The 13,961-nt window shown below is 66.9% G+C and carries 17 protein-coding genes, 1 tRNA gene and 1 pseudogene; 8 read left to right on the forward strand and 11 right to left on the reverse strand.

Annotated features, from left to right (window positions below):
- Positions 1-360, forward strand: a pseudogene (locus AB0395_RS04540) (hypothetical protein); the annotation flags it as partial.
- Between the two features lie 423 nt (positions 361-783).
- Here AB0395_RS04540 and AB0395_RS04545 read toward each other — a convergent pair.
- From AB0395_RS04545 to AB0395_RS04565, 5 genes are all read right to left on the reverse strand, one after another.
- A complete protein-coding gene (locus tag AB0395_RS04545; protein WP_366277331.1) occupies positions 784-1,023 on the reverse strand; it encodes a BldC family transcriptional regulator in 240 nt (79 codons plus the stop codon).
- 93 nt (positions 1,024-1,116) lie between these two features.
- Positions 1,117-1,359 (reverse strand): hypothetical protein, encoded by a 243-nt coding sequence (locus AB0395_RS04550; protein ID WP_366277018.1) that lies wholly within the window; start codon positions 1,357-1,359, stop codon positions 1,117-1,119.
- 238 nt (positions 1,360-1,597) lie between these two features.
- A complete protein-coding gene (locus tag AB0395_RS04555; protein ID WP_366277020.1) occupies positions 1,598-1,891 on the reverse strand; it encodes a hypothetical protein in 294 nt (97 codons plus the stop codon).
- Positions 1,888-2,283 carry a hypothetical protein gene (locus AB0395_RS04560; protein ID WP_366277022.1) on the reverse strand — a complete coding sequence of 132 codons (396 nt, stop codon included), beginning with the start codon at positions 2,281-2,283 and terminating at the stop codon, positions 1,888-1,890. Before AB0395_RS04560 ends, AB0395_RS04555 begins: the two co-directional genes overlap by 4 nt.
- Positions 2,280-2,507 (reverse strand): hypothetical protein, encoded by a 228-nt coding sequence (locus AB0395_RS04565; protein WP_366277025.1) that lies wholly within the window; start codon positions 2,505-2,507, stop codon positions 2,280-2,282. The genes AB0395_RS04560 and AB0395_RS04565 overlap by 4 nt, the downstream gene beginning before the upstream one ends.
- A 1,147-nt stretch (positions 2,508-3,654) precedes the next feature.
- Here AB0395_RS04565 and AB0395_RS04570 point away from each other — a divergent pair.
- The 3 genes from AB0395_RS04570 (at position 3,655) to AB0395_RS04580 (ending at position 5,885) form a co-directional block, all read left to right on the forward strand.
- The gene (locus tag AB0395_RS04570; protein ID WP_366277028.1) at positions 3,655-4,809 is read left to right on the forward strand and encodes a hypothetical protein; all 1,155 of its coding nucleotides are present in this window, start codon (positions 3,655-3,657) and stop codon (positions 4,807-4,809) included.
- Positions 4,806-5,708, forward strand: coding sequence for a phosphotransferase (locus AB0395_RS04575; RefSeq protein ID WP_366277031.1), 903 nt, complete (start codon positions 4,806-4,808; stop codon positions 5,706-5,708). Before AB0395_RS04570 ends, AB0395_RS04575 begins: the two co-directional genes overlap by 4 nt.
- A gap of 107 nt (positions 5,709-5,815) precedes the next feature.
- Positions 5,816-5,885 (forward strand) — tRNA-Phe (locus tag AB0395_RS04580).
- Positions 5,886-6,121: 236 nt separating this feature from the next.
- Here the strand turns inward: AB0395_RS04580 and AB0395_RS04585 are convergent.
- Entirely contained in the window at positions 6,122-6,673 is a 552-nt protein-coding gene (locus tag AB0395_RS04585; RefSeq protein ID WP_366277034.1) for a hypothetical protein, read from the reverse strand.
- 283 nt (positions 6,674-6,956) lie between these two features.
- Here AB0395_RS04585 and AB0395_RS04590 point away from each other — a divergent pair, with 283 nt between their 5' ends.
- The gene (locus AB0395_RS04590; RefSeq protein WP_366277036.1) at positions 6,957-7,940 is read left to right on the forward strand and encodes a BtrH N-terminal domain-containing protein; all 984 of its coding nucleotides are present in this window, start codon (positions 6,957-6,959) and stop codon (positions 7,938-7,940) included.
- 150 nt (positions 7,941-8,090) lie between these two features.
- Here the strand turns inward: AB0395_RS04590 and AB0395_RS04595 are convergent, their stop codons facing one another.
- Together AB0395_RS04595 and AB0395_RS04600 are read right to left on the reverse strand one after the other, a co-directional pair.
- The gene (locus AB0395_RS04595; RefSeq protein ID WP_366277038.1) at positions 8,091-8,312 is read right to left on the reverse strand and encodes a hypothetical protein; all 222 of its coding nucleotides are present in this window, start codon (positions 8,310-8,312) and stop codon (positions 8,091-8,093) included.
- Between the two features lie 23 nt (positions 8,313-8,335).
- Positions 8,336-9,001, reverse strand: coding sequence for an NAD(P)-binding domain-containing protein (locus AB0395_RS04600; protein ID WP_366277041.1), 666 nt, complete (start codon positions 8,999-9,001; stop codon positions 8,336-8,338).
- A 103-nt stretch (positions 9,002-9,104) separates the two neighbouring features.
- Between AB0395_RS04600 and AB0395_RS04605 the strand changes: the two genes are divergently transcribed.
- Positions 9,105-9,473 (forward strand): helix-turn-helix domain-containing protein, encoded by a 369-nt coding sequence (locus AB0395_RS04605; RefSeq protein WP_366277044.1) that lies wholly within the window; start codon positions 9,105-9,107, stop codon positions 9,471-9,473.
- Positions 9,474-9,996: 523 nt separating this feature from the next.
- Here the strand turns inward: AB0395_RS04605 and AB0395_RS04610 are convergent.
- Positions 9,997-10,569: a hypothetical protein gene (locus AB0395_RS04610; protein ID WP_366277046.1), complete on the reverse strand. Its 573-nt coding sequence runs from the start codon at positions 10,567-10,569 to the stop codon at positions 9,997-9,999.
- On the reverse strand, positions 10,569-11,171 hold the full coding sequence (locus tag AB0395_RS04615; RefSeq protein WP_366277047.1) for a TetR/AcrR family transcriptional regulator: 603 nt from the start codon (positions 11,169-11,171) through the stop codon (positions 10,569-10,571). The genes AB0395_RS04610 and AB0395_RS04615 overlap by 1 nt, the downstream gene beginning before the upstream one ends.
- Before the next feature lie 60 nt (positions 11,172-11,231).
- On the opposite strand from AB0395_RS04615, the gene AB0395_RS04620 reads away from it, so the two are divergent.
- Positions 11,232-11,738 (forward strand): SRPBCC family protein, encoded by a 507-nt coding sequence (locus AB0395_RS04620; RefSeq protein ID WP_366277050.1) that lies wholly within the window; start codon positions 11,232-11,234, stop codon positions 11,736-11,738.
- 418 nt (positions 11,739-12,156) lie between these two features.
- Positions 12,157-13,119 (forward strand): LysR family transcriptional regulator, encoded by a 963-nt coding sequence (locus AB0395_RS04625; RefSeq protein WP_366277052.1) that lies wholly within the window; start codon positions 12,157-12,159, stop codon positions 13,117-13,119.
- On the opposite strand, the gene AB0395_RS04630 is transcribed toward AB0395_RS04625, so the two are convergent.
- On the reverse strand, positions 13,106-13,954 hold the full coding sequence (locus AB0395_RS04630) for an alpha/beta fold hydrolase (RefSeq protein ID WP_366277055.1): 849 nt from the start codon (positions 13,952-13,954) through the stop codon (positions 13,106-13,108). The two genes, AB0395_RS04625 and AB0395_RS04630, sit on opposite strands and share 14 nt — an antisense overlap.
- Positions 13,955-13,961 lie beyond the last annotated feature (7 nt).

Genomic DNA, 13,961 nt, shown 5'->3' on the forward strand with positions numbered 1-13,961 from the left:
AAGCTGATCACCACCCTCACCGGCCACCAAGACAACGTGTCTGCGGTGGCGTTCAGTCCCGACGGGTCACGTCTGGCCACCGCCAGCTGGGACAACACCGCCCGGGTGTGGGAGGCGAAGACCGGCAAGCTGATCACCACCCTCACCGGCCACCAAGACAGGGTGTGGGAGGTGGCGTTCAGTCCCGACGGAACGCGTCTGGCCACCGCCAGCAGCGACAACACCGCCCGGGTGTGGGACGTGAACCTTCCGGCTAATCCGTTCTCCGCTGTCTGCGCTCTCACGGGAGGCCCCATGAGTAAGGAGAACTGGGCGCAGTATCTGCCTGGCGAGTCCTACCAGCGGGATGTATGCCCATGACTACTTGCTCGCGCAGCTCTGCTCACCTCATGTTCAAGCGAGCCAGCGAATCAGGCAGCCAGCCGCTCAGGCCGTGACGATCGCTTACTTCGATACTCTCCATATATGGCTGGGGCGATCGACTCATTAAGAGATCCTGGGTAGACAGCCCCTTGAAGGGTTGTCACCTCTCGGCCCGGCGGGTGCATGGCCTGCGATCGGATCGCCGCTTGACGGCTCGCGTGCAGTGGCGTCGGCCCCGCCGGGACGAGGGCGTCCAGATCGGCATCAGGAAATCGCCCCAGTCCGAGGGCCGCAGTAATGAGCTTCCGGCCATGGAGCATGTACGGAATGATCAATGGAAGTTGATCACTACATGTGCGGTTTTGGCAGCTCAGGCCAATGATCACTGGGAAAGACGATCGCTCTCCTAACGCGGGTGTCTTATCTGGTTTCGTTCTCACCCGCCAATGTCTCCCGATCACCGCGCAGCAACGCCAGTACCTCACTCTCCCGGTAGCGGTGGTATCCACCCAGTGTGCGGATGGAGTTGAGCTTGCCCGCGTTCGCCCAGCGGTTGACCGTCTTGGGATCCACGCGGAACATGCGCGCGACCTCGCCGGGGGTCAGGAGTCGCTCTGTGGTGCCGTCAACGGTGAAGACGCCGTTAGGGCCGGTGATCATGATGCTGGCCATGGGGTCTGTCTCTCGGTGAGGGGCGGATGAGGAAGTGGCCGGACGGCTCGCGGAGCGTGGTCGGCACGAGCCGCCCGGGGATCAGGGGTGCTGTTGGCGGACGCGGTCGGTGATCTCGACGTGCTGGCCGAGCGCGGCAGCCAGGCGCTCCGGGGTGGACCGGCCGATGGAGTCACGCGCCCCGGCCGCGTATTGGGCTGCGGTGACCGGCCGGTAGCGGAGCGCCCACCATCGGGCAACGCCCGGGGCGTCGCATGTCTGGAAGCGCCAGCCGGGATAGATGGTGCCCAGCAGGGCGATCATCTCAAGGTCGTGTTCGGTCAAGGTCGGCTCTCGTGCCAGGTGGTGAGCGTGGGAGGTGCCCGGCCAGTGGGGCTGTCGTCTGGCCGGGCACCTGGGGGAGGCCAGTCACCGGGGCACAGTGACCGGCGCGGAGCGGTTCCCCTTCCCCGATGCCCCGGGAACCGCGTGGTGGTGCGACCCGAGTCCCTCCTCTTTCTCGGGCCGCACGCGGGAGTGGTACGGCGGGCGGGGAGGGGGCTCTCCGCCCGCCGTACCGGCTTCAGGGCCGCAGGAAGGTGCGGGGAACAGTGGGTCGCGGGGGAGGGGCGGGCAGGGCGGCCAGGATCTCCGCCTGCCGGACCAACTCCTCGTCCAAGCGCTCGGCCGTGGGCGCTTTGATCAGGAAGTCGATGCCCGCTTCCCGTTCCTGCCGGTCGGGGATCTTCCGGCGGAAGGCGTTCCAGACGCGGATGCCGTCGTCGTAGGAGACGATCCAGCCGGGGTGGGCCTGCTTCAGTTCGGCGAGCTGCTCTTTCTGCTCCGGTGTCATCACGTGCCGCTTCGGTGTCCTCATGCGGCCCTCCCCCGGCGTGAACGGTAGGGGTGGGGGTGGTGTGGTACGGCGGCAGGCGCCTGGGAAAAGGCGCCGCCGGGCTTGTCTACGGGAGGTGCAGATGCCGGGCCGGGTGCGCGGTGGGCGATCCTGGTCATCTCCGCCTCGTACATCTGCTTCTCCAGACCCGTGGCCGTCTCGTTCTCGATCAGCACCGGCTGGATGCTCGGCCAGCCCGCCACGGCGTAGAAGCGGCGGTTGCCCAGGCTGTAGAGCACGGTCCACTCCAGCCACGTGCGGTCCAGCCGTTCGGCCTCGGCGCGGGCCGGGCCATCCCACAGGCGGCGATGAACGGCGCTGTGTGGTTGGCCCTCACGGTGCCGTCCCGGCTCACGGGCTGCGCGCCCGATCACGACGCCACCCGTCCGGGGAACTGCTGGGCGATCTCCTCCTGGCGGGCGACCTCGGCCTGCACCTGCTCGAAGGTGTCGGCGTCCACGGTGGGTTCGGCCCCGGCGTGCAACGCGCCCCGGGGGAACGCCTGGCGGCGGATGGCCCAGAACCGGCCCCTGTCGCTGATGATCAGCCGCCAGCCCGGGATGGCCGGTGCGGGTGTTGCAGATCTACCATCTCCCATGAGTCGGACCTCCATCGTCCGATTAAGGACCCGTTCCGACGCCGCGTACGTCGGGCGGGTCCGACTTATGTGGTGGGGAAGAAGACTCTGGAGCGCGTCGTCAGCGCGGATGAGTGAGGCGTCGATGGAGCCGTGCTGATCCCATCGGAGCCACAGGTGTTCACGCGAATGTCGTCAGGCGCGGGGACGTTGGCCGTCGTTGCACCGGGTAGATCTGGTGGTCTCAGGCCGCACGCCGGGCCGAGGGAAGGGGGGCGGGATAGCCGCTTGGGCAGCGGTGGAGGTACAGGGGGAGCGTCTGGCCGCGTTCCTTGCATCATCGGAGCGGCTGACAGGATCAGTTCCACGACCTTTTCCGCCCGCTGCCGACTGACCGTCTGAGAAGTGGGAGGCATGTGCAGGCAGATCATGTAGCAGTCGGCGTGCGCTCCCATGGTCACGGTGACGGCGCGGCGCCCCGAGGCGTCGCGGACGACCAGCTCGGGAGGGTGCCAGGTCAGCCACTGCTGAAGGGGTGGCTTGTGGGGCCGGTAGAGGACGTCTGGACGGTTGGCGAACAGAGCCATGCTGATCGTCTGGTGGTACTGGGCGCGCACTCCTCGCGTTTTGAGGAGCCGCTGCACGACGGCCAAGGCCTTGTCCTGGCTTTCTGTAGTTGTCTCGTCAAGGGGAAGCGAAACGGTCCCAGAGTCGTTCATGGGTCCGCACCTCCGGTGTGATCGAGGGCCCGTACGGCGGGTAGTGCCTGCGGTGCCCGCTTTTGTAGCGCCTTATGAAATCGCCTTACCTGTGCCATTGGACACGGAGGGATAAGAGCATCGCTTCAGTGCGCCATCTGCTGGAACAACTCTGCGAAGAGAAGTCGAGAGACGGAAGACCAGATGTCAGGCCTGTCAAGGGGCAGATAGAGGGCAGATTGAAGATTTGCCCGGCATGCTTCTCGCGGTCATGCTTTAAGGGTGTCCCGAAGAGGGGAGTGGCCATGGCCGAACCGAACGTTCAGCTACGTCAAGCACGAGAGCGCAGGGAATCCCCGAATATCGCCGGGCAGGTCCTGTCTCGACAAGAACTCGCCGATATGGTCAATGCGTGGATTTATGAGCATCTGAAGCGTAAGGCATGTCTGAGTGCGAACTACATCGGCAAGATGGAGCGCGGGGTTCTCCGCTGGCCCAACAGTGACTACCGCAGGGGGTTGCGTGCCGTACTGGGTGTGCAGACCGATGGCGCCCTCGGATTCCGGCGCCCGCATCACTCGCCGGTCGCGGTTACGGTGACGGACGTGGACCGCAAAGAGTTTCTCCGCGCGGCCTTCGGGGCCGTCGCGATGGCGGCCGGTCACCCGTTCGCCGAACTGTCGACCGCGACCGAGGTGACCCGTGTTCCGGCGGTCGTCACCGCCACCGACATCCAGGGCGTGCGTGACATCGCCGGAGTCTTCTCCAGGTGGGACCACGCCTACGGCAGCGGCCTGGTCCGTGAGGCCGTCAACAGCCAGCTCCGCTACTCGGCCGAACTGCTGGCGGCCCGGTGCCCGCAGCGGCTGCACACCGACCTGTATGCCGCGGTCGGATTCCTCGGGCACGTCGCGGCATCCATGGCGTTCGACGCCTATGCCCATGAGGACGCCAGGCGTATGTTCCGGATGGCGCTGGCCTGTGCGGAGGAGGTCGGAGACTGGCACCTCCGGGCGAAGGTGCTCTCGACCATGGCCCGGCAGGCGATCTGGTGCGGCGACCCGGACACCGGTCTGACCCTCGTCGAGCTCGCCCTGGTCCGCGCCGACCGGCTCACCGCGGCCGAGCGGGCCATGCTGCTGTCTGCCCGCGCCCGAGCACTGGCCAAGCTCGGCCGCACCCAGGAGACCCTGAGCACGATCGGTATGGCCGATGAGGAGTTCGGCCGTTTGAAGACCGGTGAGGAATGGCCGTGGATGCGCTACTACGATGCCGCCCAGCACGCCGGAGACACCGGGCATGCCTTGTTCGACCTCGCGGTCAACGGCCGGTTCGTCGGGGAGGCGTCCGATCGGCTCTCGGCCGCGGTGGCCGGTCACGGTGATATCTACGCGCGTTCCCGAGCGTTCAGCGGCATCAAGCTCGCGTCGCTGACCATGGTGACCGGTGCCCCGGAAGAGGCCGCCGCGATTGGCACGCGCGCGTTGCGGGACGCGGCCACCGTACGCTCCGGCAGAACCGCCGACGAGCTCCGCGAGCTCCATCGGCTCGCCGTTCCGCACGAGCGCCTGAGTGAGGTGGCGGAGTTGCGGCACCGCATCGTCGAAGTGGTCGCGGGCGCATGACCCAGGCCGACCCTGTGGAACAGGCAAGCCTGAGGGCGCTGCGTGCCGCCTGCCGACAGGCCGGGGTCGACGCACGCGACGCTGAGCCGATCCGTTTCAGTGAGAACGCCATCTACCGGCTGTCATACGGCGTCGTCGCGCGGGTCAGCCGGGTCGGCCAGTTCCAGGCCGCGGTCAAGGAGGTCCAGGTGGCCCGCTGGCTGGAAGGCGCCGGGGTGCCTGCCGTACAGACCCTCCCCGATGTGGAGCAGCCGGTGGAGGCCGACGGCAGGGCGGTGACGTTCTGGCGGGAGCTTCCGCCGCACCGGCCGGGCACCGCCGCTGACGTCGCCGCCCTGCTGCGGAGGCTGCACGGTCTGACTCCTCCGGAGCACTTCATACTTTCCGCGCTGGATCCGTTCGTACGGCTCGCGGACCGGATCGACCGTGCCCGCATGTACACCGCAGAGGAACGACAGTGGCTGCGTGAGCGCCTGGCCGACCTCGAACACGGGTACGCGGAGTTGTCGCCGGGGTTGCCCGGCTGTGTGGTGCACGGGGACGCCTGGATCGGCAACGTGCTGGCCACCGAGGACGGCCGGGTGGTGCTGGCCGACTTCGAGCGCAGCGCGTTCGGGCCGCCAGAATGGGATCTGGTGTCCATGGCGGTCAAGTACGCCACTCTCGGAGGGATCTCCGCAGACGACTACGCCGCGTTCGTCGAGACCTACGGTCATGACGTCATGGCCTGGGAGGGCTATCGGGTGCTAAGGGACATTCGGGAGCTTCGCCTGGTCACCATGGCGGCCCAGGTCGGCATGGAGGACGCCGGGCTTCGCAGTGAGGCGGCCGTACGGCTGGCCGCGATCCGCGGTGAGAGTGGTCCCCGTCCCTGGCACTGGAAAGCGGTGAGTCGATGACGATGACCTGGGCTGAGACAGCGTGGGTCTGACGACAACGCTGACGACAACGTCGGCCACCACAGACGTACGGCGGCAGCCGTCCACACCCCTCTGACCTCGTGCAGGTTCAGGGGAGCAGGGTGATTGGTCCGCCTGAAAAGCGGAAGGTCGGCGGTTCGACCCCGCCCCTGACCACAGCAGCTGAGCAGCAGAAACGCCCCGAGCCGATCACGGCCGGGGCGTTCTTGGTTACGTTTGCCGACAATGTCGGCGCGGGATGACTTACAGAGGGTCTCCAAAGCGCAAGCTTCTCGGCACCTCTGTCATGCCTGCATTTGGCTCAATCTCCACCATGATCACAACCCGGCCTACCTGACCAGACCAGGACGCCCCCGGCGAGCTGTCTCCCCTTCCGATGCCTCGGAGGGCCTCTACGGGGCGGGCGACGACCACGGGGAGACATCGTGAGCCGGGTCGTCTCTGGTTGAGATGCCGCGTTGTCTGAACGCGTAGTCCTTACAGAACTGAAGAGCCAGTTCAAGATGCAGCGCGGTGAACGGGCTTCTGGTCATGGCCGTTTCGTCTGGTCCGATCGTGAAGCCTGTTTGTACTACTTCGTCGCCTGATTCCTGTTCCGTGATCGTGGCGACGGTGAGGGCGTTCCCGGTCCGCTGCCAGTCGCCGCTGGCATGCCACTCGTATCGCAGTTCCAGGACGTCCGCAGCCGGGCAGTGCCAGCGAAACCGGTCCACATCGATTCCGCCTGCCATGCTGGCCCAAGCGCTCCAACCGCGGTCATCCTGGAGAAACCCCAGCCAGCAGGTCTCCAATGACCCGTGGTCATAGGGCGTGCTCTCCCAGAGGCCGACCAGAGCTCCGTGATCCACAGCTGACAGGATGGCATGAGCTCGGCTCGGTTTGAGTCGCGCCCTTGCGCCAGACAGCGGTGTCGCTTTCCGGTCGTGGTTTTGGTCGTGTTCCATACGAGCATCGTTCAGGGCTTTTTTGATCTCCGGTGACAGCAACGGGCTTCGGAGTCGAACGCTCTGATGATGGATGATCGAGCAGTTCGGCTGTCACACAGGTTGAACTCGTGGAGTCGGTCATGGGTTTGCCGGAGCGTCGAAGGTGAGTCCGGTCTCGGCTGGACTCTCCCACTGTGGGAGACCTCATGCTCCTCCCAGTGGTCCCCAGTAGTTGATCATGAAGGTGTCAGGGATGGGGACGGTGTGACTGTTCGCTGCGTCAGCACGAGGAGAGCAACGCATGACCACCGTGAAGGACATCGAGGCCCGCGGCATGCACCACTGCGAGACGACGGCGCTGGGGGTGCTGTTGCGGCATGAGGGACTTGATCTGTCCGAGCCTATGCTGTTCGGGCTGGGCTCGGGCCTGTCCTTCATTTATTGGGACAGCAAGGGCATGACGCTCCCCTTTCTCGGAGGCCGCGTCAAGCCTTTCGACCTCACCAGGAACCTGGCCGCCAGGCTGGGGCTGACGTTAGTGGCCGAGGAGACCACCTCACCGCGCAAGGCGTGGGAGAACGTGGCCGCCCCTATCGACGCCGGTCGGCCGGTCGGCCTCCAACTCGACTGCTACCACCTGGACTATTTCCGCTCCAAGGTGCACTTCGGCGGTCATGTCGTCGCCATGTACGGCTACGACGAGCATGACGTCTACCTTGTGGACACTGACCAGCAGGGAGGAGCGGTGCGCACCGGCCGGGCCAGCCTTGCCATGGCGCGGGCCGAACGTGGCCCGATGACCGCCAGGAACCGATCCTTCACCGTCACCCTGCCGGCTCACCCGCTTTCCTGGCAGGACCAGATCATTCCCGCCATCAAAGACTGCGCTGAGGCCTTCCTCGCCGCTCCCATCGCCAACCTGGGCCACCGTGGCATCGAGAAAGCCGGCAAACAGGTGCCCAGATGGCTGCTACGCGCCGGCGAGCCGCAGCAGGACCTGCCGCAGGCCGCCCTCCTCATGGAGAAGGGCGGCACCGGCGGTGCCCTGTTTCGTGCCCTCTATCGGGACTTCCTCGACGAGTGCACCCGGCTGATCGACGACGGCAACCTCCGCGCCGGTCACAGGCTGTACGCCGATGCCGCCGTCCTGTGGACGGACGTGTCTACCTTGATCGCGAAGGCTGGAGAGAGTGGCGACGCGGGGTACCTCGAGCAGGCCGGCGTCATCCTCCACGATCTTTCGCGCATCGAGAAGAACGCCATGCAGGTGCTGCGTCAGCTGTAGCTCGAAGGGAAAGCCAGCTGTACGGGTACGGCCTGAGTAATGGTTGTCGTGCCCTGATTAGGGGAGAAGGCAGGGCACGATGCCAAGCTACTGAAGGCTTCTCCAAGTTTGTCGAGAGCGTTGCGCTTGTCGTCGAGGGAGACGTGGGCATTAGATGGTCATGGTGACCTCGATGTCGCTGTGGCCGACGATGTCGCGGACGACCTGGGATGGTACGTCGAGGGTTGAGCAACAGCTGACGTAGGTGCGGCGGAGATCGTGAAAGCGCATGTCGCCGAGGCCGGCGGCCTTGCGGATCGCTCCCGAGCTTCGCCGGAGGTCGTCCGGCTCTCCGAAGCGGACTACGCCGAGTTCGTCGAGACCTACGGCCATGACGTCACGGCCCTGTCGAGGGCTCAGACGGTCGTGGCCTGGGCGGCTCGAAGGGCCGCCGGGTCCACGTCGGGAACGGCAAGCCTCGGGTTATGGCCCGCGGCGACGACCCTGATGACGAATCCCGCTGCTTCCTCCAGTTGCCGTGAGCTATCGAGCCCTCCGACCACGGCGCTCTGCCCACCAAGATCGCGAATCAGTGCGGCAGCGTCATCGAGCGCACGTGGCTCGTCGCCGCAGATGGCCACGACCGGCGCCGTGGCCCGCGGTCCCGCATACGGCCACGAGGCGCCTGAGAACAAGTGCAGTGCCTTGACCACGTGCGCCCCCGTGGCGGCACCGGCCACGAGTTGCGCTGCTGAGCCGGTAGCAGGCTTGAGCTGTCCGGTCTGGTAGTCGAGCGGGTTGGTGCAGTCGAGCACGGTCTTGTCGGCCAGCGACCCCTGCGGGCCGCCGACCAGAGACAGCGCAGTCTCCAGGCCCTCCCAAGAGACTGCGACGACGACCACGTCGACCTGAGTCGCGAAGTCCGCGGGGTCGACGGCCTGGGCGGCGTGGCCGATCTGGGCGGCGGCCTCACCGGCGCGCAGCGCGTTCCGCCCTGTCACCGCCACCGAATGGCCGGCCGTGGCCCACGCTCGGCCGAGCGTCACAGCCAGATTCCCGGTGCCCAAGATTCCTAGGTTCACAACGATCTCCTTTGTCCGCAAGCGGTGTCCACGCAGGGCCTTCACCAACGCTACGAACGAGGCTCCTACCGTTTGGTAGGCGACCGATGGGACACTGGATTCCGTGCCCGAGCAGACCTGCCAGACCTTCGTCTCCGACTGCCACGTGCGCGCGGCAGCCGAACTGATCAACCACACCTGGGATCCCATCGTGCTTTCCGCCCTGCGTCTGGGGCCAACACGGCGCAACGAACTGCTCTTGCGCATCGCGGGAGTAAGCGACAAGGTGCTGACTCAGGCACTCCAACGTCTGCAGTCGCACGGACTCGTCACCAAGATGCGCGTTGCCGGGCAAGCGTCTGCCCGTGCAGGCGCGGTCTACCAACTCTCACCGCTCGGAGAGTCCTTCGCGAACGGACCCCTGGCTCAGCTTGCACAGTGGGCCGCCGACAACCACGACGAACTCATGGACCAGAACTCGGCAGCGTCATGACCCGCGACACCGGTGCCGGACCTCACCAAAATGGCGGAAAAGCGCTCCTGACTGGGTGCCATGGAACGAGGCGTTGGCGACGTTGACCTTGGTAGGCCATGCGGATCTCGTCCGTGCCGCACTGCTGATCGATGAGACGTTCTGGGCGACCAAACACAGCATCGAGACGGGAGAGCTCCATTCGGCAGATGCCTGGGCACAGGCGCGGGAGTCGATTGAGGCGGCTCGGCCGAACTTCATCAACGTGACCCGTCGGCGGCTCATCAGGGGAGCACAGGCCCTCTCCCAGTTCGTGGCGAGGCCTCCCTTTCCAGCATTTCCAGCGCCCCTCATCCAGGACACAACAAGGGCACATCACGCCGAGAAGCAGCCCCAAACGACGACGGACAATGAGACTCGGATCAGCAGCTCAGAAGGGTACTTCCTCCCGATGTCTCACCTGACCCTGCCAAAGAGGGATGGCCCACCAGGATCGCAGGCCAAAGCGCAGGCGAATCCCTCTGATCTCAACTCCGTACAGGTCCTAGACGGAATGGTCGCAGCGGCGGGCGACCGCGTTGAGCGCACTGCGTCGGATGAGACCGACTCCCGGTCTGATGAGCCACCAGTAGGCGGCGAACAGCCGTCGCACGCGAGGGTCGGTCCCCTGGATGCGGGTCTCGGTCACCAGCCGTGAGCCGGTCCCCTCTGGGATGATCTCGTGGGAGATCACCGCTTTGGCGAACCCGGATTCCTGGAAGGCGGTGAGGTCCTCAGCGGTGCGAACATTGGCTGGCGCCGTCGGGACGGGCTGCCAGAACCGAGCGACTCTGCCGAGGACCAGTTCATGGCCCGGCTCTTGGGCCAGCGTTATCCAGCGGTTGTCGGCGCGAAAGAGCTCGGCCAGCGGCTGTGATCTGGCCGTGAGTGCGGACTCGCCGCCGCGAAGGCGGGTGGGGAAGGTACGGATGGCCATCAGCAGGCGGGGGAGCGGAAGCTCGGCGAGCGTTACGGCGAGCATCTGCGCCCACACGTCCTCGGGCGGGGCGGGGATGCCGATCGCATGGACGACGCGGTGGTCGTATGTGGGCATGAACGTCTGGAGCGTGTCACTCATCAGATTTCTCCCTGTAGGTCGCCGCGGTCCGCGCCGTATAGAAGCAGGGCGAGTACGGATTTGACGTATTCGTCGGTTGCGCGGGCGTTCTCGAGGGGCAGCGCGCCCGGGAGACGAGCCGTCATCTCGATGAGCCCGATGTAGGCGGTGTGCGCCAGCGTCGCGCGATGGACGGACGTGGTCCGGGTGAACCCGATCTGCTCGAACAGCGAGATCAGGTACTGGACGCGCCGTTGCATCACCCGTCGCACCACGGGAGCCACCAGCTCGTGTCCGGCCGAAGCCAGGATGTTGATCTCGCTTGGGTCCTGGCCGGTGCGTCGGCCCGCTTGCTTCAGCAACGTCCGTAGCCGCGCTACGGGATCCGATTCGGCCTCCAGCGCGTAGATCGGCGCCTCGGTCGAACGCTGCTCCCACAGCGTCAGCGCGGCGGACACGAGTGCCTCGCGGTTGGCGTAGTGGGCGTAGAAGCTTCCCTTGGTGGTGCCGAGGTGGACGGCCAGCGGCTCGATGGCGACGGCTGCCAGTCCAGCGGCGCCGAGCGCCTCAAGGGCTGCCTCGGCCCAGTCGTGGGCGGTAAGCCGCGGGCGTTTGGAGGTCACGAGCATACGCTACCGTATTGATACGGCACCGTATCAATACGCCAGCGTATGGAGGCCCGGATGCGGAACATCCAGCACCGACTCGTTGACGCGCCCGCTGAGCGCCTGGGCGCACTGTTGGATCAGGTGGGAACCGAAGACGACCAACTCTGGCCCAAACCAGCATGGCCGCCCCTGGTCCTCGACGCGGGGCTGACCCTTGGCTCGCGCGGAGGTCACGGCCCGATCGGCTACAGTGTCACCGACTACGAGCCCGGCCGTCGCGTCCGCCTGTCCTTCGAACCGGGCTCGGGGCTCAACGGCTACCACGAGTTTCTCATCACCGCGCAGGGCTCCGGCCGCTGCCGCCTCACTCACACGATCGTCGGCACCGCCGAGGGGCGGATGGCCGTACTGTGGCCGCTGGTGATCCGCTGGATGCACGAGGCCCTGGTGCACGATCTGTTCGACAACGCCGAACGCGCCGCGACCGGCCGTATGAGCCGCCGTCCCGCACGTTGGTCACTGTGGGTACGGCTACTGCGGCGACTGCGAAAGTTTCCCGCCGGGACTGAAACGTCCACCTGACGTCGCCCGCTTGGGGGAGCTCCCGAACGATCATCGTTCGGGGCTTTTTCGATCTCCGGTGACAGCAACGTCCTCGGCCGTGCCGGCCGCGTGCCTTGAAGTGTTCGCTGAGTCCCACATGTGTTCCGGAGCGGAAGTTGGCCACTTCCTACATCGCACTGTGAAGGATGCTCATGTCGAGGTATGTGACGCTCTCAAGCGTTGGGCTGAATCGCCCCCCAGCTTTGGTGTGTCCCGAGTCTCTGGAGTCGGATTTGTGGATTTTCATGCCATGATGGTCGTGTTCTCGAACTCTGTCGGGGTCAGCATGCTGGAGCGCCTCGTGTCCGGAAGCGCCCGCTAGCATCGGGGTCCCCGGTCCCGCCTCGCGGATGCCCCTACCGCGACGGATGCCCGGCCGACTCGCGACGGAGCCCGCGTGCCCACGATCGACCCCCGCCGTCTCCTCGTCCTCCGTGCCTTCGTGCTGTCCGACTCGGTCACCGCGACCGCGGCGGCGCTGCACCTGACGCCGTCCGCGGTGTCGCAGCAGCTCGCGGCGCTCGAGCGCGAGGTCGGCCACGCGCTCGTCGTACGTACGGGGCGCAAGCTGGCGCTCACGCCGGCCGGGCGCATCCTCGCCGGGCACGCCGAGGAGATCAGCTCCCTGCTGAAGATCGCCGAGGCCGACCTGGCCGCGCACGCGGGCGGTGTCCTCGGGCAGCTCAGGATCGGCGCCTTCCCCACGGCGATCAGCTGGTTGGTGGCACCCGCCATCGTCGAGCTGCGCCGCCAGGCGCCGGGCGTCGACGTCACGGTCGTCGACGCGGAGGCGCACATGAGCCACCGGATGCTGATGCGCGGCGATATCGACGTGACCGTCAGCCTGGAGTACGAGTCCGACCCCGAGCGCGATTCCCCCGACATCGTGAAGTTCCCGCTCTACATCGAGCGGTTCAAGGCCGTCCTTCCCCACGCGCACCCGCTGGCCGGCGAGGAGGGCATCGGGCTCACCCAGCTCACCGAGGAGGGCTGGATCATGCCCTCGCCCGGTAACCCGTGCCGCACGATGGTGCTGCAGGCGTGCGCCGAACTCGGCTTCCACCCGCCGATCACCCACGTCTCGGACGACTACCGCGCCGCGCTGGCGCTGGTCGCCGCCGAGGCGGGGATCTGCCTGGTGCCGGAGTCTGCGCTCTCCGCCCGCGACGCCGACTGGGTGACGATCCTGCCGACGCGCGGCATCGCGCCGCTGCGCAAGGTGATCATGACGACGCGGCGCGACAACCAGGGCCACCCCGTCGTACGCGCGGGGTTGGAGGCGATGCGGGCCGCTGTCGCCGCGCCGGACTCGGAGGTCTACGGCCCGCTCGCGCGGTCCGACACCTTCAGCGTCGAGTGACGGCTCCGGCCGACGGCGCGTTCTCGCGGAGGAAGGCGTCGACGTGCCGGTGGTACTCGTCCGGCTTGTCGCGGCGCACGCAGTGGTGGGCGCCCTCGATCACGACGACGTCGAAGCCGGGCGCGACGGCCGTGAGGCGCTCACGGGAGTGCTTGTCGACGATGACATCGCCGGTGCCGGTGATGAGCAGCGCCGGTACGCCCGCCGGGCCGACCGTGATCTGCCGCGCGGTCGGCGTCCAGATCCGGCGCTTCTCGTGGAGCCGCTGCTCCATGTAGTCGGTGTCGACAGCCTTCATCGCCTCGGCGAGCGGGCGCAGCTCCTGCTCCGCCCAGTGGGGCTTGAGCTCGCGCTGCATGTCCACGAGCTCCTCGACCGACGCCGTGTCGGCGTAGTCGAAGGGGTCCTTTTCGGTCTGCTCGACGCTGAGCCACGGGTTGGGACCGGCCTCCGGCACCCACCACGGCGGGTCCTCGAGCACGACGCCGGCCACGAGGTGCGGGGCGTCGGCGGCGACGAAGGCGGCGATCCGAGCGCCCATGGAGTGCCCGACGACGAGCGTCTTACGCCCGGTCTCGTCGAGCATGTCCTTGAGGATGTCGATCGCGTCCTGCACCATCACGTCGGTGGACGGAACGCCCTCGTGCTCGGGCAGGCGGCCGGGCGACTTCCCGTGGCCCCGGGCGTCCGGCGCCACGATGTGGTAGTCGCCGCCCCAGCGGTCGACGGCGTCGCCGTAGCACGCGCCGGACTCCACGGCGCCGTGCAGGATGAGGATGGCGGGCGCATCTGCTGCGTCCCGCCCGTACTCTCGGACGAACAGGTCGGTTCCCACATGTCCT

It is taken from the genome of Streptosporangium sp. NPDC051023 (assembly GCF_040689595.1).
In the GTDB taxonomy this organism is placed as follows: Bacteria; Actinomycetota; Actinomycetes; order Streptosporangiales; family Streptosporangiaceae; genus Streptosporangium.

Bases quoted from the DNA above. Each gene is read 5' to 3' on its own strand.
- AB0395_RS04585 (WP_366277034.1), bottom strand. From the start codon at position 6,673: ATGGAACACGACCAAAACCACGACCGGAAAGCGACACCGCTGTCTGGC.
- AB0395_RS04555 (WP_366277020.1), bottom strand. From the start codon at position 1,891: ATGAGGACACCGAAGCGGCACGTGATGACACCGGAGCAGAAAGAGCAG.
- AB0395_RS04590 (WP_366277036.1), top strand. From the start codon at position 6,957: ATGACCACCGTGAAGGACATCGAGGCCCGCGGCATGCACCACTGCGAG.
- AB0395_RS04545 (WP_366277331.1), bottom strand. From the start codon at position 1,023: ATGATCACCGGCCCTAACGGCGTCTTCACCGTTGACGGCACCACAGAG.
- AB0395_RS04610 (WP_366277046.1), bottom strand. From the start codon at position 10,569: ATGAGTGACACGCTCCAGACGTTCATGCCCACATACGACCACCGCGTC.
- AB0395_RS04595 (WP_366277038.1), bottom strand. From the start codon at position 8,312: ATGGCCGTAGGTCTCGACGAACTCGGCGTAGTCCGCTTCGGAGAGCCG.
- AB0395_RS04565 (WP_366277025.1), bottom strand. From the start codon at position 2,507: ATGGGAGATGGTAGATCTGCAACACCCGCACCGGCCATCCCGGGCTGG.
- AB0395_RS04570 (WP_366277028.1), top strand. From the start codon at position 3,655: ATGGAGCGCGGGGTTCTCCGCTGGCCCAACAGTGACTACCGCAGGGGG.
- AB0395_RS04575 (WP_366277031.1), top strand. From the start codon at position 4,806: ATGACCCAGGCCGACCCTGTGGAACAGGCAAGCCTGAGGGCGCTGCGT.
- AB0395_RS04620 (WP_366277050.1), top strand. From the start codon at position 11,232: ATGCGGAACATCCAGCACCGACTCGTTGACGCGCCCGCTGAGCGCCTG.